The sequence below is a fragment of the Bacillus sp. 007/AIA-02/001 genome (assembly GCF_004634455.1).
In the GTDB taxonomy this organism is placed as follows: domain Bacteria; phylum Bacillota; class Bacilli; order Bacillales; family Bacillaceae_G; genus Bacillus_A; species Bacillus_A cereus.
This window is the reverse complement of the sequence record NZ_SEIY01000001.1, coordinates 669,527-694,679: the sequence shown is the minus strand read 5'-3', so window position 1 is coordinate 694,679 and position 25,153 is coordinate 669,527. Positions and strand designations below refer to the sequence as shown.

Sequence of the window (25,153 nt, the reverse complement as noted above, 5' to 3'; positions counted from 1 at the left end):
TATATAAGTAAGAGAAAACACTGCATTTAGGCATAAAAAAACAAGCTATTATGTATTAGCTTGTTTTTCAAATAATGATGCAATTTCTCGTTTATAGTCCCCGCGTATAATACCTTTCTCAGTAATAATTCCTGTAATTAATTCATTCGGCGTTATGTCAAATGCTGGATTATAAACATCCGTTCCAATTGGTGCTACTTGTTTTCCAAAGATTTTCGTAACTTCTGTTTCATCTCTTTCTTCAATAATAATTTCAGCTCCAGTTTCTTTCGTAACATCAAATGTTGACAGTGGAGCAGCAACGTAAAATGGGATATTAAAGTGCTTTGCTAAAATAGCTAAATTCATTGTCCCTATTTTATTTGCCGTATCTCCATTTGCGACAATTCGATCCGCCCCTACAATAATTGCATTTATTTCTTTCGTTTGAATAGCATGAGCTGCAGTATTATCTGTAATAAGGGTCACATCAATATTTGCTTGCTTCAATTCCCAGGTCGTTAAGCGACCACCTTGTAAAACTGGTCTCGTTTCACACGCATATGCATGTAAACGCACACCTTTCTCTTTTCCAATATAAAAGGGAGCTAATGCAGTTCCATATCTGGCAGTTGCGATACTTCCAGCGTTACAGATTGTTAAAATATTATCGCCATCTTTAAAACATGTTAACGCATATTCCCCAATATTTCGGCACACCTCTTCATCTTCCTGCTGAATGCGAAGCGCTTCTTCTTCTAATGTTTTTTGTGCTTCTTTTATTGTAGTAATCTCTCGAATAGATTCTCTCATACGATCAATTGCCCAAAATAAATTTACTGCTGTCGGGCGTGACGTTCCTAAATAATTACAATCTCTATTAAACTTCTTTTGAAATTCTTCAATATGTACAGTGTTATATTTTTTTGATGCAAGCGCCAAGCCAAATGCAGCTACAATTCCAATTGCAGGCGCTCCTCGTACTTCTAACATTACGATGCTTTTCCAAACCTCTTCAATAGTCGTCAATGTTTTGTATTCTGTGCTATGCGGCAATTTCGTTTGATTTAATACCGCAATTGCATCACCTTTCCAGCTTACAGATCTCGGAACAGTAACAATTGTACTCACGCTTTTACGCCCCCTGAAACTGTCTGTTGAAATAATGTTCGAAACAGTTGAATATCAGCACTTTTAGATTCATATTTTATTAGTTCTTTACCTAAGGATAGCGCTTGTTTCTTAGCTTGAATTCTTGTTTCTTTATTTTCTATTTCATCTAAATCTGCTACATGAGCTAAACCAATTGTTCTACGAATCAGTTCACATCCGGCAAATCCAACTGCATCAGTAAAGATATTTTGCAAAATAATTGGTAACCATTGTTTTTCTTTCGTATATGCTTCTACACCTTCTCCAATCCATAACTTTGTAAAAGTTTCTACAAAATAACTCCACGTCTTTTCTATATGGAAAAATAGTACACTTCTTTTTTCTTCTTCTCTAGATAAAGCATTTAATAATAGATTTGCAATAAATTGACCTATGTCAAATCCAAATGGGCCATATGTCGCAAATTCTGGATCAATCACTTTCGTTTCAGAAGGTGACGAAAAAATACTACCAGTATGTAAATCACCATGAATAAGAGTTTCTTTTCTTGTTAAGAACTTATATTTATATTGTGCTACTTTTAGTTTTAACGTTTTATCACTCCAAAGTTCATCAACCACGAGCTGTAAATCTGGCTCATAATCATTTGTATCATAATGTCCAAACGGATCTGTAAACACTAAATCCTCTGTAATTTTACAAAGGTCCGGATTTACAAAGGTACCTTCTAGTACCCTCTTCTCTTCTGACTGTAAACCAAAATCTGAAGTATAAAATAAAACATGTGCTAGAAAACGGCCGATATGCTGGGATAAAAGCGGATATTCTTCTCCGTCTATTAATCCTTTTCTTGTAATTGTTAGTCTTGATAAGTCTTCTATTACCGTTATCGCTAACTCTTCATCATGACTGTACACTACTGGAACATAATCCGGTACATACTGCGCAAAAATTTGTAATGCCTTGCTTTCAATCGTTGCTCTTTTTATAGACAATGGCCAGCTTTCACCAACTACTTTCGCATAAGGCAGTGCTTGTTTTATTATAATGGATTTCTCTCCATCATCTAATTTGAACACGTAATTTAAGTTTCCGTCTCCAATTTCATGACAAACGACATTTGCCTTCGCTTCAAAATAGCCATGATCTTTCGCATATTGTACAGCTGTTATTTCTGTTAATGAATAATATCCCATCGTCTTCTCCCCCTTTTTAAATTCAGAGGTTTTTCTAACATAGAAAAACCTCTTTCCACTAAGAAAGAGGTTTGAAGTTTATCTTCTCCCCTCTTATCTGCCAGAAAGTTTTACTTTCTGCTGGAATTAGCACCGTGCCTTTTGGCGTAATAAACGCCCCATTTCACAATGGTATTACGGTCGGTTGCTGGGCTTCATCGGGCCAAATCCCTCCACCTGCTCTTGATAAGAGTTGTATAATTTTTTTGAATTTTTAACTTTATGTTGAAGACTATACCAAGAATAAAAATCACTTGTCAACATTTTATTTGTATAATTCTGGACGGCGATCCGCAAAAACTGGAATTCCTTTACGTACTTCTTTAATTTTCTCGAATTCAAGCTCTCCAAATAAAATTGATTCCTCTTCATTCGCCTCTACTACAACTTCACCCCAAGGGTCCACAATTAAAGAATGACCCGCAAATACATTATTTGGATCCTTTCCTGCTCTATTACACGCAACAACATAACACTGATTTTCAACTGCTCTTGCTTGCAATAGCAAACGCCAATGTGCTAAACGAACTAATGGCCATTCTGCTACAACAAATAATACTTTTGCCCCTTTAGCAGTATGGACACGCATCCACTCTGGAAAACGAATATCATAACAAATTGTTCCAGCGCATTCGACATCATCTAGCTTAAATTCGCCCGTACCATTACCGGCTATTAAATATTTATGTTCATCCATAAGCTGAAATAAATGTACTTTACTATATTCGTTGACTAGCTGTCCTTCATTATTTACAACATACATCGTATTTGTAACGCCTTGCTCTGTTTGCTTTGCTATAGAACCACCAACAATATGTATATCATATTGCTTCGCCCATTCTATTAACTTTTCTTTCGTTTCCACTCCATCCCTATCTGCAATTTCAGAAAGTCTCGTTAAATCATATCCTGTTGTCCATAGTTCTGGTAAGACGATAACATCTGGCCTTTCCTTCATAGCTTCGCTTATTTTATTTTTAGCATTCTCAATATTTTTTTCTACATCTCCAAAAACAATATCCATTTGAATACATGCGACTTTCATTTTTTCAGCCCCATTCTTATTTTTTTCTTTACAAAATACTGGAAAGATTATATCATTTGTCACTAGAATTGTAACAACTTTCAAAAGAGGTGGAAAGTATGAAATTATTTAAACCTTCTGAGATAGTAACATCATTGCCAACACAATTTTTCGCTTCACTTGTTGCAAAAGTTAACAAAGTCGTTGCAGCTGGTCACGATGTTATTAATCTAGGTCAAGGTAATCCAGATCAACCAACACCGCAGCATATCGTAAAAGCTTTACAAGATGCTGCCGAAAAGACCATTCATCATAAATATCCGCCATTTCGCGGACATGAAAGCTTAAAGGAAGCCGTGGCTACATTCTATAAACGTGAATACGGCATCGAATTAAACCCAAAAACTGAAGTTGCTATTTTGTTTGGCGGGAAGGCTGGACTAGTAGAATTACCGATTTGTTTTACAAATCCTGGTGATACGATTCTCGTTCCGGATCCAGGTTATCCAGATTATTTATCCGGGGTTGCTTTAGCAAAAGCACACTTTGAAACAATGCCGCTTATTGCAGAAAATAACTTTTTACCAGATTATACGAACATTGATGACTCTATTGCAGAGCGTGCAAAATTAATGTTTTTAAACTATCCAAATAATCCTACCGGTGCTACTGCATCAAAAGATTTTTTTGATGCAACCATTCACTTTGCTAATAAACATAATATATTAGTTGTTCACGATTTTGCTTATGGCGCTATCGGATTTGATGGTCAAAAACCTGTTAGTTTCTTGCAAGCAGATGGTGCGAAAGATATAGGAATTGAAATTTACACATTATCAAAAACTTTCAATATGGCTGGCTGGCGCATCGCTTTTGCTGTAGGGAATGAAAGTGTGATTGAAACAATTAACCTATTACAAGATCATATGTATGTTAGTATATTCGGTGCAGTTCAAGATGCTGCTCGAGAAGCGCTATTAAGTTCACAGTCTTGCGTAATAGACCTTGTAAATAGTTACGAATCTCGAAGAAACGCTCTTATTTCAGCCTGTCACTCAATTGGTTGGAATGTAGACATTCCAAAAGGATCATTCTTTGCATGGCTTCCCGTTCCAAAAGGATATACCTCTGAGCAATTTTCTGATATTTTACTAGAAAAAGCACATGTCGCAGTTGCTCCTGGTGTTGGATTTGGTAAGCATGGGGAAGGGTATGTCCGTGTTGGTCTCTTGCATGCAGAAGATAGATTACGAGAAGCCATTAATCGAATTGATAAATTAAATTTTTTCAAAAAGTAATTGACAACACGAAAAATATCTGACAAAATTCAGTTATCTTAAAAATTTAAACATTTCTAAATACTTCTTATCAAGAGCAGGTGGAGGGACGAGCCCGATGAAACCCGGCAACCGATCTACAATTGTAGACACGGTGCTAATTCTCGCAGCATTACGCTGACAGATAAGGAGCTGGTTGTAAAAAAACCTCTCCTTAGCTGAGAGGTTTTTTTATTTAACTAGGAGGTTATAACAATGAGCGGAATTATAGCGACGTATTTAATCCATGATGATTCACATAACTTAGAAAAAAAAGCTGAGCAAATTGCACTCGGTTTAACAATTGGCTCTTGGACTCATTTGCCACACTTATTGCAAGAACAATTAAAGCAGCATAAAGGCAACGTCATTCATGTTGAGGAATTAGCTGAACATGAATATACCAATTCGTATTTACGTAAAAAAGTAAAACGCGGAATTATTAAAATCGAATATCCGCTATTAAACTTCAGTCCAGATTTACCAGCGATTTTAACGACTACATTTGGAAAGCTATCACTTGATGGCGAAGTAAAACTAATTGACTTAACTTTTTCAGACGAGTTAAAAAAACATTTTCCTGGTCCAAAATTCGGGATAGATGGTATTCGAAATCTTTTACAAGTGCATGATCGTCCCCTTTTAATGAGTATTTTTAAAGGAATGATTGGACGAAACATTGGGTATTTAAAAACGCAATTACGCGATCAAGCAATTGGTGGTGTAGATATAGTAAAAGATGATGAAATATTATTTGAAAATGCATTAACACCACTTACGAAACGCATTGTATCTGGAAAAGAAGTTTTACAATCTGTCTACGAAACATACGGTCATAAAACGTTATATGCCTTAAATTTAACAGGACGAACTTTTGATTTAAAAGAAAATGCTAAACGTGCAGTGCAAGCTGGAGCTGATATTCTATTATTTAACGTATTTGCTTACGGACTAGATGTACTACAATCACTTGCAGAAGATGATGAAATCCCAGTTCCTATTATGGCACATCCTGCTGTAAGTGGTGCTTATTCAGCATCCAAGTTATATGGAGTTTCATCACCATTATTACTTGGAAAGCTACTACGTTATGCTGGGGCTGACTTTTCATTATTCCCATCTCCATACGGAAGTGTTGCGCTAGAAAAAGAGGAGGCTCTTGCTATCTCAAAATATTTAACTGAAGACGATGCATTTTTCAAGAAGAGCTTTTCTGTTCCGTCTGCTGGTATTCATCCTGGTTTCGTTCCCTTTATTGTACGAGATTTCGGTAAAGATGTTGTTATTAATGCTGGCGGCGGGATACACGGACATCCAAATGGAGCGCAAGGCGGCGGTAAAGCTTTCCGTACTGCAATTGATGCTACTTTGCAAAATAAACCACTCCATGAAGTAGACGACATAAATTTGCATAGTGCACTACAAATATGGGGAAATCCCTCTTATGAGGTGAAATTATGAGTATTCAAGTATTTTGTGATTTCGATGGCACGATTACAAATAATGATAACATTATGTCCATTATGGAAAAATTCGCACCACCAGAAGCCGAAGAAGTAAAGAATAAAATTTTATCACAAGAACTATCCATCCAAGAAGGTGTTTCTCGATTATTTCAATTAATACCTACTAATCTGCACGATGATATTATTCAATTTTTAATAGAAACTGCTGAAATCCGTAGTGGTTTTCATGAGTTTATACAATTCGTAAAGGAAAATAACATTTCTTTTTACGTGATATCAGGTGGAATGGATTTCTTCGTCTATCCACTCTTACAAGGAATCATTCCAAAAGAGCAAATTTATTGTAATGAAACAGACTTTTCAGCAGAGTTTATTACAGTTAAATGGCCTCATTCTTGTGATGATCATTGTCAAAATCATTGCGGATTATGTAAATCATCATTAATCCGTAAATTAAGTGATACAAATGACTTTCATATTGTAATTGGAGATTCTATTACTGATTTACAAGCCGCGAAACAAGCTGATAAAGTATTCGCTCGCGATTTTCTTATTACAAAGTGTGAAGAAAATCATATTGCTTATACACCGTTTGAAACATTTCAAGATGTGCAAGCTGAATTAAAACTTTTGTTGGAGGTGAAGGCATGAAACAACTTTTTCGTCAATGGTATGACTTAAGCGAGTTAAAAAAAGAGTTAACAACACGAAATTGGTTTCCAGCAACAAGTGGTAATATTTCTATAAAGGTTAGCCATGAACCACTTACTTTTCTTATTACAGCAAGCGGTAAAGATAAAACAAAAACCACTCCAGATGATTTTCTATTAGTAGATCATGTAGGAGTTCCCGTTTTAGAGACTGAATTACGCCCTTCAGCAGAAACAATATTGCATACACACATTTATAACAATACGAATGCCGGGTGCGTACTTCATGTTCATACAACTGATAATAATGTCATCACAAATTTATATAGTGATGCAGTCACCCTTCAAAATCAAGAAATTATTAAAGCACTCGATATTTGGGAAGAAGGTGCAACAATTCAAATTCCTATTATTGAAAACCATGCCCATATCCCAACGCTTGGAGAAAACTTCCGAAAGCATATACAAGGAGATTCGGGTGCAGTATTAATCCGTAACCACGGTATTACTGTATGGGGCCGAGATAGCTTTGATGCAAAGAAGAGATTAGAAGCTTATGAGTTTTTATTCCAATTTCATATAAAACTATTATCAATTCAAGGAGGCGTTTCTAATGGCGCAAATTCGTATTCATGAAGTAAATACTCGTATTGAAAATGAAGTGGAAGTATCTAAATTTCTACAAGAGGAAGGCGTTTTATATGAGAAATGGAATATTTCTAAACTTCCTACTCATTTAAATGAAAATTATTCGTTAACAGATGAAAACAAAGCTGAAATATTAGCTGTGTTTTCAAAAGAAATCGCTGATGTTTCAGCACGCCGTGGTTATAAAGCACATGATGTAATTTCACTTTCAAATAGCACCCCTAACCTTGACGAATTATTAATTAATTTCCAAAAGGAACACCATCATACAGATGACGAAGTTCGCTTTATCGTCAGTGGTCATGGCATTTTCGCTATTGAAGGTAAAGATGGGAAATTCTTTGATGTTGAACTTGAGCCAGGCGATTTAATATCTGTTCCTGAAAATGCAAGACATTATTTTACCTTGCAAGATGATCGCCAAGTTGTAGCTATTCGTATTTTTGTGACAACTGAAGGCTGGGTTCCAATCTATTAAGGTAGTTAGTTGAATAAAAGGACTTGGACCCCCTTTTCCAAACTTTTATTCACTCTACATATATACATCCTCCTATGGAACAGGCTTATTTCATTTTGAAATAAGCCTGATTTTTTATTTACTTGAAAGTACTATTTCATCACAAATTTAACACCCTGATTTTTCAAGTGCATTTTTCGAACATTTGTTGAACATTTATTGAATTTTTTCTGAAAATTCTGTTTTATATGTGATATACTACAATTAACTAAGAAGGAAAATAATATCGCAAACAGAGGGGGATAATCATGAGCTTACTTATCGCACTTATACTTGGAGTTACATGTGGAGCATTTCCTGTTATTTTAGGAGCTATTATGGAAGAGTTAGAAATTGGTGTTTTAGGATTTGTCGCATCTTGTGTAAGCGCTTTATTATTTGGTTTATTCGGCGCTATTCCTGTTTCAATTCTGTGTGCTTTTTATATAATACGCCATGCTCGTACAAAACAATTTGGCCCTAATCACATCGCACAAATTATCCCGTTCCCGGTTGAACGATGCCGCCGGGCTTCTAACTTATAATTATAAAAATTAAAGATGACTAAATAAATAAAAGTCCTCATTTGAGGACTTTTATTTATTTTCTTCTAGAAATTGAAACAATTCTTGTAGATGTAGGGCATCTTCACCATAGCTAATAGATACATAAAATATGCCGTCAATCTCAGCTTGCATATAAAGATCCACTCCATCACGATCATATTTCAATGCTAAATAAAACTCCATTTCTTCTAACATCTTTTTTGAGGTTCGAATTACATAATGCCCCTTCTCATCTCTTCCATATTCAAATTCTGGTTCAAAATCATATTTTTGTTTAAAAGCTTCTTTTTGTCTTTCATTAATTTGCATACAAGTAGCTCGCTGTACAGTATCAATCATCTCATCAAACTTTTGAAGGTCCACCTCGTTTACCCCCTTATATATTTTTTATATAATACTTGTGTTCCACTATTTTCTTCGCCATCCTTAATTAACTCTTCATACAATTCTTTCGCCAAACTTAAGCCTGGGACTGGTAATTGTAATTTTTCTGCTTCCTCTAAAGCAATTTTCATATCTTTCATAAAATGCTTTACATAAAATCCTGGCTCAAAGTCTCCTTTTAACATTCGAGGAGCTAAATTACTTAATGACCAGCTACCTGCTGCTCCTGTTGAAATACTCTCTAACACTTTATCTGGATTCAGTCCAGCCTTCTTCGCGTAAGCAACAGCTTCACATACTCCAATCATATTGGAAGCAATGGCAATTTGATTGCACATTTTTGTATGTTGTCCACTCCCAGCTGGTCCTTGTAATTGAATGTTTGTTCCTAACTTTTCAAGTAAAGGTAAGCATCTATCATATATTTCTTTCTCTCCACCTACCATAATTGCGAGTTTTGCTTCTTTCGCGCCAACATCTCCTCCTGAGACAGGTGCATCTAACGTATATATTTTTTTGCTTTTTGCAACTTCATTAATACGTTTTGCTAAAGTAGGTGTAGATGTCGTAAAGTCAATTGCTATCGTACCTTCTTTTGCATGTTCTATAATTCCTTCTATACCAAAATACACTTCTTCTACATCATGTGGATATCCAACCATTGTCATTACAATATCAACTTGCTTCACTAACTCTTTTGGCGTATTACACCAATTTGCACCAGCTTGCACTAAAGAATCTGTTTTTGCTTTCGTTCTATTATATACATATACTTTATGACCATCTTGCATTAAGTGATAAACCATACTTTTTCCCATTACGCCAATACCAATGAAACCTATTGATACAGTTTTATGTTCCATTTTCTCATCCCCTTTGTTCTAATAAATCATTTACCATCTTTCGGAACTCTTTATTAAAGTCATCATCCATACTATTTTTCACATTTGAAAATAACATAACAAAAATTCCTTTTTCTTTATTAAAATTATTGAAAGTGTTCCAACCAGATAACACACCATGATTATGAAAATAATCTGGATATATATATAAACTAAATGCATATTTCCGTTCTGCTGAAGGCGAAAACATTGCTTGTATACTTTGTTCAGAAAGAAGTTTTCCATTTATAATTGCTTCGTCTAACTTCTTCATATCTCCAACTGTCGTATACATCTCACCACAACCATATAGCCAATCCATGCCTAACTTCTGCGCTGGTACAAGCTCTTTATCTTTTTTCACATAACCCTTTGCAAAATTTTTATCTCCAGGTACCATATTTCCCATACCGGATTCATGCATATCTGCTTTTATAAATATGTTTTCTTTTATGTAATCTCCTAAAGGTTTTTTGGAGATATGTTCTATTATATAAGCAAGAACCATATAATTATAATCTGTATATCTCCAACCTGTTCCTGCAGGAAATTCTAAATTTTGACGTCCAATCCAATTAATTAACTGTAAACGGGAAGCAGCATTCACATTTCCTTTCGCATGTTCAGGTAAACCAGAGGTATGCGTTAATAAATGATATAGCGTAATATTTTTATTCTCCGGAAATGAAGGAATATATTTATTTACATTATCTTGAATATTCAATTTACCTTGTTCTTGCAACTGTAAAATAGATGTGGCAACAACTGTTTTCGTAATAGAACCGATACGATATTTTGTTTGAGGCGTATTTTCTATTTTATTTTGAACATCAGCATACCCATATCCTTTATTCAATATAACATGCTCTTTATCTGTTACCAAAACTGTTCCATTAAATTGCTTTCCGACTAAATATTGATCTAATTTTTGAGATATGCTAGCATAATCAATTTGTTGCTCTTCTTTTTCTTCTATATTCCCTTGTACTTCCGATTCAATAGTAGGATTCACTTTAGTTGTTAATACAGTGTTTTCCTTTATATTGGGGCTAACAAGAAAATAGTATACTCCGCCGCCAACTATAGCAGACAGTGAAGCCATCACCATTACTTTTTTTATCATATTGATCCTCCATAATTCCTTCGCTAAAAATTATCCCCCCTATTCTATTATCAAACAATAAAAAAAAATCGCAACAATTTGTTGCGAAAAATTACATTTTTTCTTTTCTATACACACATACTTGATTCTTTCCATTTTTTTTCGCTTCATATAATGCAATGTCCGCTCGTTGCATTAATTCTTCTCTTGTAGTTCCTTGTTCATATAACGCAACTCCAAAGCTAGCTGTTAACTTCGAAATTCCAGTAAATTGCTTTGTTTCAATAAAGAATCGTAATGACTCCGCAACTTGAAATGCTTCCTTTTCTACTGTATTTGTCACTAATATAATGAATTCTTCTCCTCCCCATCTTGCAAATACATGTTGCTGCTCCACTTTAGATTTCATAAGCTCTGCAAGTTGTATTAATGCTAAATCGCCAAAATCATGACCATATGTGTCATTAACTGTTTTAAAATTATCTATATCAAATAAAATGATTGCTATTTTCTCATCACTACGTATTACCTTTTCCCATTCTACCTCTAGTATTTGTTGAAACTTTAAACGATTATAAATCTCTGTCAATGAATCTATCATAGCAAGTCTTTCTTGTTCTTGATAGATTTCATCTAATTCTGTAATTTCCGTGCACTTTACAATAAATCTTGATAAATCTTCTGGCAATGGTGTCGCACGTAATAGAAAAGTAGATACTGCCCCTTCATAATTTAACATCTTAATTCTTCTACCACTAGATAAAGTATCGTCTAGCCATGTTATATCATGCGTCGTCGAGTAGTATCCATTTTCTCTAATAAAATGTTCAGCAAATACTAAATGTTGCTCACGATAGGCAAACAAATTTTCATATCCGAAAAAAGCTAAAAAATTTGTATTACAATCAACTATTTCATCATCTTCTACTATAAATAATAGATCATTTTGAAAATCAAACATCGTTTGAAGCAATTCCTGCTGCAAACTAACTTGCCTTACTAAAGAAAGTTGATACAAACTCTTATTCACTTCCTCTAACACTGCTTGCGGAGTTACAGGAGCTATTACAATATTACGTATTCCTAATGCAAGTACATCTGTGAATTCTTTTGTTATTTGTTGATCCCAAATGACAATGAATGTACTGTGCGGAGTATACATATTCTTTATATATTTTATTTGAGAATAATCTGTTACATACGTAATGATAATGTGTGGTTTCGTTCTTTGAAATAATAGTTCGCCCTCTTCAAAACTATTTGCTATAAACATACATTTTGGATGGATATTTTCTACCGTTTGTTGATGCTTACATCCATTTTCTATATAAAGGACATTTAACTGCAGATCTTGTAACACATTTTGGAAAACCGTATTCTCTAATAAAAAATGTAGTATGTTCATCACTAGTCTTCACTCACTTCATATATCTTGTTCTACTGAATTCCTCACAAACTTTTTTAAAAGACTGGTCTCCAATAAACTTTAATTTGTGAGAGATACATATTAACAAGCTAATTGAGAATGTTATCTTCGCTTTTCACTCTATAAATTCCTTTTTTAGTGTATGATTGTAGGAATTGTATCGTTTGTATGAATGCCCTAGCTAAATTTTAAAACTTGACAATTAAAATAAAGATATTATATTCTTAAATTCGATAACTTACAAAATGTAAGTAGTGTATATTATTTTTTTGAAAATAATTCGATATACAATTTGGAGGATATACAATGACAAACGACAACTTTTTTGATGTTCTATATGAACGCACATCTACACGTGCATTCAACCCAAATAAAGAAATCTCATCTACAGAATTACATGAGATTTTAAAAGCCGCAGCACAAGCACCTTCCGCTTGGAACTTACAACACTGGAAATTCCTTGTTTTTCAAGGTGAAGATGTACAAAAACGATTACACCCAATAGCTTATAACCAACAACAAATTCTTGATGCTTCTGCAGTAGTCGCTATTTTAGGCGATTTAGAAGCTTATAAAAATGTTGAGCCGGTATATGGTCCAATTGTAGAACAAGGATTTATGAAAGAAGAAGCAAAAGAACGCTTAGCTAAAAATATTGAATCTGCATATGCTCGTGAACAATTCCCAAGAGATGCTGCCTTTTCAAATGCATCTTTAGCAGCAATGCAACTTATGCTTGCAGCTAAAGCAACTGGTTGGGATACTTGTGCTATTGGTGGCTTCAATCCACAAGCACTGACCGACGAATTTAACGTTTCATCTCGTTACGTTCCAATTATGCTTATTACAATTGGTGAATCAACTTTAAAAGGCCACCCTGCACCTCGCATGAGCGTAGAGCAAGTGAGTGAGTGGGCAAAATAATAAAAAACGAAGGTAACTACGTTGCCTTCGTTTTTTTATTTCCTGTCATACTTTTGTAATATTACTACAAATCATTCGACATTTATACTTATGGGAAAGTATATTCTATTCCCTCCTCATAAATAAACGTGACGTTTCGTGTCGAATTTTGTTAAGGTGTTGAAATATACCCGTGTATTTTTGTTACAATTGTGATACAATGATAACAAATAGATAACAAGAGAGGGATTTTCATTGAGTTCATACGGAAGCTTTATCGCACTTTTATGTTACATAGTAACTGTACTGCTTCTATATTTTATTGGTGATGCCGCAAACATCTCCATTTTACAATTTCCAAAAGAAGAAGCATTCCAATTAGAATCAGAAAAACATACTGCGCGATCCATTGTGCCACTACTCCTAGCTCTTCCTGTATATATCATCGTTTTATATAAAAGTAAAAAAGTGTAAAGGCTACCCATTTCATTTATTTCGGTGGTTTTTACATTTTTTTGTTATATTCCCCCTATTTTAAACATCATTCCATACTAAACACCCAGCTAGTCATTTAAAATGAGAAAATCCCCTAGAAAAAATTCCACTCTCTGTCCAGTCACTAACTACCGAACTTACATAGATTATAAGTGTGAAGGGGGTGATGAGGATTATGTTTGGATCATTTGGATGCTGTGATAACTTTAGAGACTGTCATCATCGTGAAAGAGAGTGTGACCATCGCGAACATCGCGAGAAAGAGAGAGAAGTAGTTAGACCACAACAACCAGCTGTATGTAACGTACTTGCTAGCATTTCAGTTGGAACAGAGCTTTCTCTTTTAAGCATTAGAGGTAATGGCACTTTCAATAATGTAATTTTTGAAGGTTTCGCTAACGGTGTTGCTCTTTTCTCTGCTTTAGCTCGTAATAACAAAGATAACAAAGATAACAATAAAGACGATAAGAACAATCAAAATCGAAATACTTTTACTGGTATTTTACGTGTATGCCCAACTGATATCGTTGCAATCGCTATCTAATTCTGTTTCTTATCCTCGATAGTAAGCAAATAAGATTTACTTTTCTCATAGAAAAAACCTGAGACCGATTTCAAATCGGCTCAGGTTTTTTTATTGATTATATGCTTTTAACTAGTTCAACAACTTCTTCAGCAGTTGACATCATTAATGCTTTTTCTGCTAATGTTTCCATTTCTGTTTTTGACAACTTGCTTAGCTGTGTTCTTGCAGGAAGAATAGATGTTGCACTCATACTGAACTCATCTAAACCTAATCCTAATAATAATGGGATAGCAAGTGAATCGCCCGCCATCTCACCACACATACCAGCCCATTTGCCTTCTTTATGAGCAGCATCGATAACCATTTTTACAAGACGTAAAATAGATGGGTTATATGGTTGGTATAAGTAAGATACTTGTTCGTTCATACGGTCTGCAGCCATTGTGTATTGGATTAAATCATTTGTTCCGATAGAGAAGAAGTCAACTTCTTTCGCGAATTGATCTGCTAATACTGCTGAAGCTGGGATTTCAACCATCATACCAACTTCAATAGAATCAGAAACAGTTGTACCCGCTTCTACAAGTTTCGCTTTCTCTTCTAATAAAATCGCTTTCGCTTGACGGAACTCATCAAGAGTTGCAATCATTGGGAACATAATTTTTAAGTTACCGTATACGCTAGCACGAAGTAATGCACGAAGTTGTGTACGGAACACATCTTGCTCATCAAGACATAAGCGAATTGCACGGTATCCTAAGAATGGGTTCATTTCTTTTGGTAAATGTAAGTATGGAAGCTCTTTATCTCCACCGATGTCAAGTGTACGAACAACGACTGGTTGACCTTCTTTTACACCTTCAAGAACTGCTTTATACGCTTCGAACTGCTCTTCTTCTGTTGGAAGATTGTCACGGCCCATGTATAAGAATTCTGTACGGTATAAGCCAACGCCTTCTCCGCCATTATCGATAATACCTTGTACATCATTTGGTGTTCCGATATTTGCAACAAGCTCAACGTGATGTCCGTCACTTGTTACAGTAGCTTGGTCTTTTAATTTAGCCCATTCAGCTTTTTGCTCTTCAAATTTCGCTTTCTTTTCTTCAAACGAACGAAGAGTTTCTTCTGATGGGTTTACGATTACTTCTCCATCTAAACCGTCAATGATAACGATATCGCCGTTTTGGATTTTCTCCATAACAACTTTCGTACCAACAACAGCTGGAATTTCCATAGAACGAGCCATAATTGCAGAGTGAGATGTACGTCCACCGATATCAGTAGTGAAACCTTTTGCATACTTACGGTTTAACTGAGCTGTATCAGATGGTGTTAAATCTTCAGCAATGATGATTACTTCTTCAGAAATTGTACCAGGATTTGAGAAGTTAATTCCTAGTAAATGTGCAAGAACGCGTTTTGTTACGTCACGAATGTCCGCAGCACGTTCTTTCATATATTCGTTATCCATGTTTTCAAACATAGAAATAAACATTGATGCAACTTCATCCATTGCAAATTCAGCATTTACTTTTTCGCTATTTACTTTATCTTTTACTGGGTTTACTAGTTCTGGATCATTTAACACTAATAAATGTGCTTCAAAGATCGCAGCTTTGTCAGCACCTAGCTCAGCAAATGCGTGGTCCTTAATAGCTTCTAATTCAGTTTTTGCTTTCTCAAGCGCAGCGTCTAAGCGTGCAATTTCTGCAGCTTCGTTTGTAATTGATTTCTTTTCGATGTTAAATTCAGGATTTTCAAGTCTGAAAGCCTTTGCAATAGCAATCCCACTTGATGCAGCGATCCCTTGAATGTTAAGAGTCATTATTCTCCTAATCCTTCGTTTTTCATAGTTTCTTCGATAGCTGCTAGTGCTTGAGCTGCATCATCACCATTTGCAGTGATTTTAATTTCTGCGTTTTGTTGAATGCCTAAAGACATAACGCCCATGATTGATTTTAAGTTAACGTTCTTTCCGTTATACTCTAAGTTAATGTCAGAACCGAATTTGCTTGCAGTGTTTACAAGTAGAGTTGCTGGACGAGCATGAATTCCTGAGTCGCTAGTTACTTTAAAGATTTTTTCCATGATAATTTATCTCCTTTAAATTACAGTATTTTTTAGTTGTATAGACGTGAGTACTACACCATCTATTGTATATAATAGGCGATGTTCGGTCAACCACATCGCCTATTATAATTATAAACATTTTGCGTCAAATTCCTACTGAATGTCAATAATAGCGGTTTCGCCCTTCTTAACATTTCCATCTTTTTTCAATTCGACTTGTTGCCCTTGTTGTAAGTTTGTAAAGACAATTGGTGTAATGATAGATGGTGCATTTTCTTTTACAAATGCAAGATCTACTTTTAATAATGGTTGGCCTTGTTTCACCTTGTCACCTTGTGCTACAAGCGCTTCAAAACCTTCACCATTTAATTTTACAGTATCAATACCGAAGTGGATTAAAATTTCTTTTCCGCCTTCAGATTGAATGCCAATCGCATGTTTTGTAGGGAATACATTGACAATCTCACCGTTCACTGGAGAAACTACTGTTCCTTCAGTTGGTTCAATTGCAAATCCGTCTCCCATCATTTTTCCTGAGAATACTTGGTCAGGTACTTCTGTAATTGGTAAGATTTTTCCTTCGATTGGTGATACAATTGTTTCATTTTCATCAACTTTTTGAGGAGTTTCTTCCACTTTTACAGGTTCTTCTTTTTCAACATGAGGTGTACGACCTGACATAATATCATGAATTTGTGATTTTAATGTGTCAGATTTCGGCCCGAAAATAGCTTGAATGTTATTTCCAACTTCAAGTACACCAGCTGCTCCAAGTTCTTTTAAGCGGTCTTTGTTTACATTCTTTTGTTCGTTAACTTGAACACGTAAACGAGTAATACAAGCATCTAAAGAAGCAATGTTTTCTTTACCACCAAGTGCTACTAATACTTCACGAGGAAGTTCGCCTGCTTCTGCTTTTCCTGCGCCGTCATTTGCATTTGCCACTTCACGACCAGGTGTTTTTAGATTCCATTTGCGAATTGCAAAGCGGAATCCGAAGTAGTAAATAACTGCTAGTACAAGACCAACAATAATTACCCACCACCATGCTGTACGGCCTGGTAATACACCGAATAATAGGAAGTCAATTAAACCACCAGAGAATGTCATACCAATTTTAACACCTAAAATTTGCATTGTCATAAATGATAGACCAGCAAATACAGCGTGAATTCCGAATAATACTGGCGCTACGAATAAGAATGAAAATTCAAGTGGCTCTGTAATACCTGTTAAGAAAGATGTTAATGCTGCAGAACCTAAAATACCTGCTGCTAATTTTTTATTTTCTGGACGTGCTTCATGGTACATTGCTAAAGCTGCTGCTGGAAGACCAAACATCATGAACGGATACTTACCAGTTGTAAATGTACCTGCTGTTAATTCTACACCGTCTTTTAACTGTGCCATAAAGATTTTTTGGTCACCACGGATTAATTCGCCAGCTGCATTTGTATACTGACCGAATTCGAACCAGAACGGTGAATAGAAAATGTGATGTAATCCAAATGGAATTAATGAACGTTCAATTAAACCGAATATAAATGCTGCGATTGTTCTATTTGCATCAATCATTTGATGTGAGAACGTGTTTAAGCCACCTTGAATGTATGGCCAAATGAAGCACATGATAATACCTACTATTAAAGAAAATGTTGCAGTTGCGATCGGTACGAAGCGCTTACCTGCAAAGAAACCTAAGTATGATGGTAATTCAATGTTGAAGTATTTATTATAGCAATATGCCGCTACTATACCGACGATAATACCACCAAATACTCCTGTTTGTAGCGTTGGAATACCTAATACGTTTGCATACGCTGGATCTGCAAATCCAATTTTTACTGGGTCTGCTCCAGAACTTGTTACTTTCACTAGCTTATCTACTTCTAAGAACACACTCATCGTTTTGTTCATAATTAAGTAGCCGACGAATGCTGCTAAACCAGCTACTCCGTCTCCACCAGCTAAACCAATTGCTACCCCAACTGCGAATAATAATGCAAGGTTAGCGAAAATAATATCACCAGATTGTTCCATAATTTTTGCAACCATTACGAACCAATCTGCTTTTAAAGCAGGAATAACATTTGTTAACTGTGGATTTTGAAATGCATTACCAAATCCAAGTAAAATACCTGCCGCCGGTAAAATCGCTACTGGAAGCATTAACGCTTTTCCGACTTTTTGAAGAACACCAAAGATATTCTTAAACATGGAAACCCTTCCTCTCTTATCTATATTGATACCTTCCGACAAACGCCAAAAAGACATGAGGAAAAAAAGATAGAACGATAGCTATACAAAGGGTAGTATATCCCTTTCTCTAGCTTACATTCCTTACTTTTCTCCACTCATGCCTGATCGAATCAGTAACACGTGTCAAAAATAGGTTTACGTATAAGTTCACTATAATTAAGGCAAACGTTTTCGTTACTCACCTTAATGTGTTTGTCGAAATTTGTATAACTTTGCAATAGTTATTATACATAACTATTGTAAGCGATTCAATCATTTTTTTTAACGTTTTCATTTTAGACAAAAATATATGACTTTTTACACATGCTCTGCCTTTACTAAGCGTTGCAAGTGCATCGTTAAATAAATACTTTCAGCTTCATATACAGGTAGTTGCAACTCTTTTTGCATGACCTTAACTAGCTTCCAAGCCAAGTTATAGCAAACTGGATACTCCGCCTTTAATAAATCAGCAAAACTTTGCGATTCTTCTACTTTTTCTCCTTTTTTCACCCTCTCAATGGCATATTGAAGATGACGAATAAGGCGTAAATAATGAATGCTCTCTTGGTCTAATGTAATTTGTAAGTTTGTCTCAATTAAAGATACAAGTTGTGCAATGAGACGGGAGTTTTGATTAACTGAAGATAAATCAGAATTTGTAAGCGAACTGTAAATGTGAAGTGCAATAAAACCAATTTCTCCTTCTGGCAATGTAATTTGCAAACGAGAATTTAAAAGTTGTACAACACCTTCCGCAATTTCATATTCCTCTGGATAGAGCATTTTTGTTTCAACTAAAAAAGGGTTATCAATTGTAAGTCCTTGTTTTAACCTTTTAATCGCAAATGAAATATGATCCGTTAACGCAATATGAATATGTTCATTTAGTGGAGATTTCGCTTTTTCTTGAATGTACAGCATAATATCGTTCATCAATTCAATTAATTTTTCACTAATATGCGGCACTAATAATTTGTATTGTTCACGATCACGTTCATTTTTTAAGACAAACATTTTTTCGATTTGTTCTTGCTCCAATACATCTTTCGCTTTTTTCCCAAATCCAATTCCTTTACCAATCACTACTACTTCCTCGTGTTCCGGATGGCTAGCAATGATGACATTATTATTTAAAACTTTTTTAATTTCTAGATAATTACTCATATAACACCACCCTCGTACTTAAATAGCCTACTTTTATGTTACAGAATATTCTTCTTTGTCGTCAATGTAAAACATCTGCCATTTAATAAAAATTCATTTTTTAGACATGTTTATATATGATGCGTATAATGTAAGAGCAACTGTACATAGAAAGGAGATAACAGCATGATTAAAATGTTTGTAAGTGATATCGATGGTACAATGATGCAACACGGAGGTCTTATTGATGAACAAGATGTTGCGGCACTACGCAGCCTTGCCGAACAAAATGTTATTCTTTGCTTCGCTTCCGGAAGACTTGATAATGAAATTGCAGACTTAATGAAAGCTGTAAATACAAATTTTCATCGCATTAGTGTAAATGGTGTTTTTGTATATACACATGAAAATAAACAACTATTATCTGCAACTTTTGATTCCAGCATACTTCCCGATTTGTTAGCTATGACGAATGAAGATCCTTATTTCCGTTATGTAAGTGATGAGCATAATTATTACATTGAAGAGAAAACACCTTTTATTCAAGAACTTGAACAACAAGTAACTATGACTTCTGTTGAAGAACCAAACTTACTACAGAAGATTGATGATACAATTTTCCCAAATAAAATTTCTGTCGGTGGAACAAAGGAGAGCTTACAACTCCTTCAGAAAAAAATTGATGAAAAATTCCACGGGAAAGTTAGTACTTTCATCTCAGCAGAACAATGTTTAGATGTAATGCCACCGAATGTTAGTAAAGGCTCTGCCATTTCTGTTTTATTAAATGAGTTTCAAATAAAACCTGAGGAAATTGCTTGTATAGGGGATTCTTACAATGATATTCCTATGTTTTCTTTAACTCCTCACAGTTTTGCTATGTCACAAGCAGATAATGCAGTAAAAAATCACGCTCACTATGTAGTAAATCACGTCAAAGATGCTGTTAACCACGTAATTGCTCATAATAAAAATACGACTCATTCCTTATAAGGATGAGTCGTATTTTTATTTCTTTACATGTTAACCATTTTCAATTCCACTGTACTTCACAAACTGAAATATACTATTTGTTACGTGCGATATTCGTAATAAATTTATAACGATCTCCACGATAAATACATTTCACGTACTCTAGCGGTACCTCACCTTCTGAATATGACCATTGACGCATTACAAGTACAGGCGCCTTTTTAGGAATATGCAGATGTTCAGCTTCATTTTCCGTCGCAACGGAAGCTTCAATTGACTGAGTAGCGCTAACAAGTTTAAAGCCCAGTTTTTTCTCTAAATGTTCATATAAAGATTGTTGCAATATCTCTTCGTTAATATCTTTTACAAGAGCTGGCGACAAATATGTCGTCTCAAAAGCAATCGGTTCATCATCAGCTAAGCGAATACGCCTCACTTCATAAACCGATTCCCCCTCCTGTATTCTCAACCGGTCTGCTATTTTCGCAGTAGCTGGAACTAGGCGGAAACTAAGTAATTGACTACTTGGGTTCATCCCACGAGAAATCATGTCTTCTGTGAATCCCGTCATTCCTTGCAATTTTTGTTCCACTTTCGGAAGTTGGACAAATGTTCCAATTCCACGCTTCCGATATAAATAGCCCTGTTCCACTAAATTATTAATCGCCTGTCTGATTGTCATTCGACTCACTTCGAACTTATCACAAAGTTCATTCTCAGATGGGATTTTATCTCCCGGCTTCCATTCGCCGTCCTCAATTAGCTGTTTCACCCACTCTTGAATCTGATAATAGATCGGAAATGGTGAATACTTGTCGATGTTCATCAGCAATCGCCTCACTGCATAAAGATAGAGCTTCTTGATCAGCGATTACGGTTACATTCGGATGACGTTGTAAAACTGTAGCCGGACACTCTTCACTATATTCACCTTGCAATAATTCTTTAACAGCTTCTGCCTTTTTAGAACCCATAGCAACAAGTAGAACTTGTTTCGCTTTCATAATGCTTCCAATTCCCATTGTAATCGCATGAGTTGGCACATCTTCTTCTTTTTCGAAGAAGCGAAGGTTTGCTTGGCGTGTAGATTCTGTTAATTCAACAATGTTTGTTGGAGAATTAAACGGTGTTCCTGGCTCATTAAATCCGATGTGACCGTTTTCACCGATTCCAAGAATCTGTAGGTCAACTGGGTTAGCAGCTAGAATGCTCTCGTAACGTTTGCACTCTTCCTCTAAATCACTTGCCATCCCGTTTGGTACATAAGTTTGTTTAAATGGAAGATGATCAAACAACTGTTCTTGCATGAAATAGTGATAGCTGTTTTTATCTTCATGTGGTAAATTTACGTACTCATCTAAGTTTACAGTGGTTACACGGCTTGTATCAAGTTTATTTTTTCGCATTTCTGCATAAATACCTAATGGAGAGCTTCCTGTAGCCATTCCTAACGTTGGATTTTCTTTTGTTTTTACAACTTCTTCAATTAATTTATAACCTGCTTCTGCTAGTTCTTCTGGAGTTTTTACAACAAGAATATTCATTTAATTACTTCCCTTCCTTCATATGAATTCCTAAACGAACCGTATCATATACATGTAAATCTTCATTCATCACAACAAAGTCTGCATCTTTTCCTACCGCTAATGCACCTTTATTATTTAATCCAAACTCTTCTGCTTGGTTAACTGATGTCATCAGTACTGCATCTTCGATTGAACAACCTGTAAATTCAATTACATTTCGGAAAGCTTGATCCATTTTTAAAATACTACCAGCTAACGTTCCATCTTCTAATCGAGCACTACCATCTTTTACATGTACTGGCTGTCCGCCAAGCTCATATAATCCATCTTCAAGACCCTTTGCACGCATTGCGTCAGTGATAACACTTACTTTTTTTGGTCCTTTTAACTTATATGCTAATTTCACCATATCAGGGTGAATATGAATGCCATCTGTAATTACTTCAACCATTACATCTGGATTTAATAACACATGACCAACAACTCCTGGTTCACGGTGATGTAATCCACGCATTTGATTGTATAAATGTGTCGCATGTGTAATCTTTCTATTTTTTAGTTGCTCATCAATTGCATCTGTATGCCCCATTGTGCCAACTACACCAGTTTCAGCAAGATATTGTTCAAACTCTAATGCTCCCTCTTCTTCTGGTGCATATGTTACTAATTTAATTAAATTCCCACTTGCTTCTTGCCATTGTTTAAATTGCTCAATATTTGCAGGAACGATATGTTCAAGTGGTTGTGCACCTGCACGTTTCTTTGAAACATAAGGTCCTTCTAAGTGAATATATTCGAAATGCGCTCCTTTTTCTTTTGCTTCTTTTGCAGCAGTTAACGCTGCTTCAATTGCCTCTGGAGCTTGTGTCATTGTTGTTGGGAAGTAAGTTGTAACCCCTTCTTTTAACATTTCTTTACCTAGAGTTACTAACCCATCGCTATTTGCATCCATCGCATCAATATCGTATCCACCATGAATATGAACATCGATCATACCTGGAATTACAATCTTCCCTGTAGCATCAAAAACAGTTTCATTTTCTTGTGGTACATATTGAGCCATCAAACCAATTTCTTTAATGGTTTCTGCGTAACGAATAAATCCGTTTTCCACTATTTCTTGACCTGTGTAAATTTTGGCATTGATGACAATTTGCGTTTTCATTTTCATCGATCCTTTCCCATGAATTACCTACTTTTTATTATTACCTTATTCGCCTAGTTCCATCTTAATATACGCACGAGTAGTTGTCTATACATTCTAATGAAATTTCCTTTTTATTCAACAGAAAAGGAAATTTCTTACGTCTCTTATAATTATAATATATATTATTCATTTTTCCAAAAAGGGACAGTATCGCCCCCTAATCTAGAAATCACTTCAATAATGGCATTAACCCGCTAGACTCTAACATAATATGTTCACCATCTGTTTCCATTTCTACTGTACGTTTATTCGTTCTATATACCATTATACCGTGCCTTTTTAAGCGTTTCACTACACTTTGGTGAGGATGTCCATACGGATTACTACTCCCGTACGACAAAATAGCAAACTGCGGTTCCACTTTTTTTATAAACGTTTCACTTGTTGAAGTATATGAGCCGTGATGCCCTACTTTTAACACATCTGCATGGACATCAAATTGTTTTAATATTTCATGTTCTGTCCGTACATCCGCGTCACCCATTAATAAAAAATCCGCTTTTCCATATCGCACCTTTAAAACAATTGAGGATTCATTATTTTCATCTTTTGATTTCCCGTTGTTTAATACTTGTATAGAAACATGTGGATCCAGCGGTATATATTGTCCTTCCTTTACTGAAACGAAAGGTATCCCTCTTTTTTTAATATTATTCCGATACGTATGATAAGTAAGAGAACTATATGTTTTTCCGCTATCTAATATAAGCGATACCGGCATTTGCTCTACAATTGGAATTAACCCCCCTATGTGATCCATATCGGGATGCGTACTGACAATTACATCTAAATGATTAATCCCTTTCTCAATTAATTTCTGAATAATAACCTCTCCTGCTTCATAAGGTCCTCCATCAATTAACATTGTTTGTCCATTTGGCATTATAATAAGTGTTGCGTCACCTTGCCCCACTTTTAAAAAGCTCACTTTCATTTTACTAAGATGTTGCCGATGCATATGTAAAGGAGACGTAGTATGAATGGACATCATATACCTTTTAGCTGATGCGCTATTTAAAGAAAAACATAATAAAACAGAAACTAATAATAAAATAATCCGCATACCTCTCATAACTCGTCTCCTTTTTTCATTTAGTATGGCACTGTAAATAATTGATATACAAAAAAAGCTTAGCAAAATGCTAAGCTTTTATTTCGATATCTCTTGTAAGGAACCGAAGAATAAATCTGCTTCATTCATTTGTTCATTCTCTTCAGAAAGCAGTGGTAAATCATCTAATGTTTTCAATCCAAATGTGTCCAAAAATTCTTTTGTTGTTCCGTATAAAATAGGACGCCCTGGTCCTTCTGCTCTTCCCATTTCTTTTATAAGTAAATGTGAAACCAACGTTTGTAACGCCTTATCGGTTTTAACTCCTCTAATCTCTTCCATTTCAGTCCTTGTGATTGGTTGGCGATATGCAACAATCGCTAAAGTTTCGAGGGCAGCTTGTGAGAGTGAAGCAGCTGTTGGTGTATCTATTAATTTTTGATAATATGAAGCATGTTCTTTCTTTGTAGCAAAACGATATACTTTTGCATACTGTACAATTTGCAAACCACGGTTTGCACCTTCACATTCTTGTTGCATTTCTTCTAAAATATTAATTACTTCATTCATTTCAATTTCAAGAACTTTTGCTATTTGTTCTGGATAAATCCCTTCATCACCAGAAACAAATAAAAGGCCTTCAATAATTGACTTTTGTTCTTTCCTATCCATTTCACGAGCTCCTTCCTTCTATTTTCCCATAAAAATACACATCAAAAAACCGAATCAC

At 35.3% G+C, this 25,153-nt stretch carries 26 protein-coding genes and 2 riboswitches; of the genes, 10 read left to right on the top strand and 16 right to left on the bottom strand.

The window, feature by feature from the left end; genetic code table 11:
- Positions 1 to 48: 48 nt before the first annotated feature.
- The 3 genes from mtnA to ES895_RS03790 all read right to left on the bottom strand — a co-directional run bounded on the left by mtnA (position 49) and on the right by ES895_RS03790 (position 3,456).
- Complete coding sequence (gene mtnA / locus ES895_RS03800) at positions 49 to 1,110, bottom strand: S-methyl-5-thioribose-1-phosphate isomerase (RefSeq protein WP_000104612.1); 1,062 nt, start codon at positions 1,108 to 1,110, stop codon at positions 49 to 51.
- Positions 1,107 to 2,288 (bottom strand): S-methyl-5-thioribose kinase, encoded by a 1,182-nt coding sequence (mtnK, locus tag ES895_RS03795; RefSeq protein WP_000542674.1) that lies wholly within the window; start codon positions 2,286 to 2,288, stop codon positions 1,107 to 1,109. The genes mtnA and mtnK overlap by 4 nt, the downstream gene beginning before the upstream one ends.
- 90 nt (positions 2,289 to 2,378) lie before the next feature.
- A riboswitch (SAM riboswitch) is annotated at positions 2,379 to 2,520 on the bottom strand.
- Positions 2,521 to 2,592: 72 nt separating this feature from the next.
- On the bottom strand, positions 2,593 to 3,456 hold the full coding sequence (locus ES895_RS03790) for a carbon-nitrogen family hydrolase (RefSeq protein WP_000869881.1): 864 nt from the start codon (positions 3,454 to 3,456) through the stop codon (positions 2,593 to 2,595).
- 14 nt (positions 3,457 to 3,470) lie between these two features.
- Here ES895_RS03790 and ES895_RS03785 point away from each other — a divergent pair, with 14 nt between their 5' ends.
- The 6 genes from ES895_RS03785 (at position 3,471) to ES895_RS03760 (ending at position 8,472) form a co-directional block, all read left to right on the top strand.
- Positions 3,471 to 4,649: a pyridoxal phosphate-dependent aminotransferase gene (locus tag ES895_RS03785; RefSeq protein WP_135238164.1), complete on the top strand. Its 1,179-nt coding sequence runs from the start codon at positions 3,471 to 3,473 to the stop codon at positions 4,647 to 4,649.
- 64 nt (positions 4,650 to 4,713) lie between these two features.
- Positions 4,714 to 4,819: riboswitch (SAM riboswitch) on the top strand.
- Positions 4,820 to 4,883: 64 nt separating this feature from the next.
- Entirely contained in the window at positions 4,884 to 6,128 is a 1,245-nt protein-coding gene (gene mtnW / locus ES895_RS03780; RefSeq protein ID WP_000014192.1) for a 2,3-diketo-5-methylthiopentyl-1-phosphate enolase, read from the top strand.
- The gene (locus tag ES895_RS03775) at positions 6,125 to 6,784 is read left to right on the top strand and encodes a 2-hydroxy-3-keto-5-methylthiopentenyl-1-phosphate phosphatase (protein ID WP_000027467.1); all 660 of its coding nucleotides are present in this window, start codon (positions 6,125 to 6,127) and stop codon (positions 6,782 to 6,784) included. Before mtnW ends, ES895_RS03775 begins: the two co-directional genes overlap by 4 nt.
- Positions 6,781 to 7,419 carry a methylthioribulose 1-phosphate dehydratase gene (locus tag ES895_RS03770; RefSeq protein WP_000811347.1) on the top strand — a complete coding sequence of 213 codons (639 nt, stop codon included), beginning with the start codon at positions 6,781 to 6,783 and terminating at the stop codon, positions 7,417 to 7,419. Before ES895_RS03775 ends, ES895_RS03770 begins: the two co-directional genes overlap by 4 nt.
- Positions 7,397 to 7,909 (top strand): 1,2-dihydroxy-3-keto-5-methylthiopentene dioxygenase, encoded by a 513-nt coding sequence (locus ES895_RS03765; protein ID WP_000057317.1) that lies wholly within the window; start codon positions 7,397 to 7,399, stop codon positions 7,907 to 7,909. The genes ES895_RS03770 and ES895_RS03765 overlap by 23 nt, the downstream gene beginning before the upstream one ends.
- A 287-nt stretch (positions 7,910 to 8,196) precedes the next feature.
- Positions 8,197 to 8,472, top strand: coding sequence for a hypothetical protein (locus ES895_RS03760; protein WP_000054659.1), 276 nt, complete (start codon positions 8,197 to 8,199; stop codon positions 8,470 to 8,472).
- A gap of 51 nt (positions 8,473 to 8,523) precedes the next feature.
- On the opposite strand, the gene ES895_RS03755 is transcribed toward ES895_RS03760, so the two are convergent.
- The 4 genes from ES895_RS03755 to ES895_RS03740 form a co-directional block, all read right to left on the bottom strand.
- Positions 8,524 to 8,856 (bottom strand): DUF3909 family protein, encoded by a 333-nt coding sequence (locus tag ES895_RS03755; protein ID WP_000365624.1) that lies wholly within the window; start codon positions 8,854 to 8,856, stop codon positions 8,524 to 8,526.
- A gap of 5 nt (positions 8,857 to 8,861) precedes the next feature.
- Positions 8,862 to 9,740 carry an NAD(P)-dependent oxidoreductase gene (locus tag ES895_RS03750; RefSeq protein ID WP_000400473.1) on the bottom strand — a complete coding sequence of 293 codons (879 nt, stop codon included), beginning with the start codon at positions 9,738 to 9,740 and terminating at the stop codon, positions 8,862 to 8,864.
- A gap of 4 nt (positions 9,741 to 9,744) precedes the next feature.
- Positions 9,745 to 10,881, bottom strand: coding sequence for a serine hydrolase (locus tag ES895_RS03745; protein WP_116291427.1), 1,137 nt, complete (start codon positions 10,879 to 10,881; stop codon positions 9,745 to 9,747).
- Positions 10,882 to 10,972: 91 nt separating this feature from the next.
- Positions 10,973 to 12,265, bottom strand: a complete 1,293-nt coding sequence (locus ES895_RS03740; RefSeq protein WP_001023189.1) for a GGDEF domain-containing protein — start codon at positions 12,263 to 12,265, stop codon at positions 10,973 to 10,975.
- A gap of 327 nt (positions 12,266 to 12,592) precedes the next feature.
- Between ES895_RS03740 and ES895_RS03735 the strand changes: the two genes are divergently transcribed.
- The 3 genes from ES895_RS03735 (at position 12,593) to ES895_RS03725 (ending at position 14,228) form a co-directional block, all read left to right on the top strand.
- Positions 12,593 to 13,210 (top strand): nitroreductase family protein, encoded by a 618-nt coding sequence (locus ES895_RS03735; protein ID WP_000180372.1) that lies wholly within the window; start codon positions 12,593 to 12,595, stop codon positions 13,208 to 13,210.
- 234 nt (positions 13,211 to 13,444) lie between these two features.
- A complete protein-coding gene (locus ES895_RS03730; protein WP_000100485.1) occupies positions 13,445 to 13,663 on the top strand; it encodes a hypothetical protein in 219 nt (72 codons plus the stop codon).
- 196 nt (positions 13,664 to 13,859) lie between these two features.
- Positions 13,860 to 14,228, top strand: coding sequence for a DUF3915 domain-containing protein (locus ES895_RS03725; RefSeq protein ID WP_000468039.1), 369 nt, complete (start codon positions 13,860 to 13,862; stop codon positions 14,226 to 14,228).
- 97 nt (positions 14,229 to 14,325) lie between these two features.
- Here ES895_RS03725 and ptsP read toward each other — a convergent pair whose 3' ends face one another.
- The 4 genes from ptsP to glcT form a co-directional block, all read right to left on the bottom strand.
- Complete coding sequence (gene ptsP / locus ES895_RS03720; RefSeq protein WP_000174208.1) at positions 14,326 to 16,038, bottom strand: phosphoenolpyruvate--protein phosphotransferase; 1,713 nt, start codon at positions 16,036 to 16,038, stop codon at positions 14,326 to 14,328.
- Complete coding sequence (ptsH, locus tag ES895_RS03715; RefSeq protein WP_000411080.1) at positions 16,038 to 16,301, bottom strand: phosphocarrier protein HPr; 264 nt, start codon at positions 16,299 to 16,301, stop codon at positions 16,038 to 16,040. The genes ptsP and ptsH overlap by 1 nt, the downstream gene beginning before the upstream one ends.
- Before the next feature lie 135 nt (positions 16,302 to 16,436).
- On the bottom strand, positions 16,437 to 18,500 hold the full coding sequence (ptsG, locus tag ES895_RS03710) for a PTS glucose transporter subunit IIABC (protein WP_000475797.1): 2,064 nt from the start codon (positions 18,498 to 18,500) through the stop codon (positions 16,437 to 16,439).
- Between the two features lie 339 nt (positions 18,501 to 18,839).
- Positions 18,840 to 19,688, bottom strand: coding sequence for a glucose PTS transporter transcription antiterminator GlcT (gene glcT, locus ES895_RS03705; protein ID WP_000073854.1), 849 nt, complete (start codon positions 19,686 to 19,688; stop codon positions 18,840 to 18,842).
- Between the two features lie 165 nt (positions 19,689 to 19,853).
- Here glcT and ES895_RS03700 point away from each other — a divergent pair, with 165 nt between their 5' ends.
- Positions 19,854 to 20,660 carry a Cof-type HAD-IIB family hydrolase gene (locus ES895_RS03700; RefSeq protein WP_000594245.1) on the top strand — a complete coding sequence of 269 codons (807 nt, stop codon included), beginning with the start codon at positions 19,854 to 19,856 and terminating at the stop codon, positions 20,658 to 20,660.
- 73 nt (positions 20,661 to 20,733) lie between these two features.
- On the opposite strand, the gene phnF is transcribed toward ES895_RS03700, so the two are convergent.
- The 5 genes from phnF to scpB form a co-directional block, all read right to left on the bottom strand.
- A complete protein-coding gene (phnF, locus tag ES895_RS03695; protein WP_021727649.1) occupies positions 20,734 to 21,465 on the bottom strand; it encodes a phosphonate metabolism transcriptional regulator PhnF in 732 nt (243 codons plus the stop codon).
- Positions 21,395 to 22,183: a glucosamine-6-phosphate deaminase gene (gene nagB / locus ES895_RS03690; RefSeq protein ID WP_001024210.1), complete on the bottom strand. Its 789-nt coding sequence runs from the start codon at positions 22,181 to 22,183 to the stop codon at positions 21,395 to 21,397. The genes phnF and nagB overlap by 71 nt, the downstream gene beginning before the upstream one ends.
- A 4-nt stretch (positions 22,184 to 22,187) precedes the next feature.
- Complete coding sequence (nagA, locus tag ES895_RS03685; RefSeq protein ID WP_002103552.1) at positions 22,188 to 23,330, bottom strand: N-acetylglucosamine-6-phosphate deacetylase; 1,143 nt, start codon at positions 23,328 to 23,330, stop codon at positions 22,188 to 22,190.
- 211 nt (positions 23,331 to 23,541) lie between these two features.
- Positions 23,542 to 24,444: a ComEC/Rec2 family competence protein gene (locus ES895_RS03680; RefSeq protein ID WP_001214829.1), complete on the bottom strand. Its 903-nt coding sequence runs from the start codon at positions 24,442 to 24,444 to the stop codon at positions 23,542 to 23,544.
- A 78-nt stretch (positions 24,445 to 24,522) separates the two neighbouring features.
- Entirely contained in the window at positions 24,523 to 25,095 is a 573-nt protein-coding gene (gene scpB, locus ES895_RS03675; RefSeq protein ID WP_000375170.1) for a segregation/condensation protein ScpB, read from the bottom strand.
- Between the last annotated feature and the right edge of the window lie 58 nt (positions 25,096 to 25,153).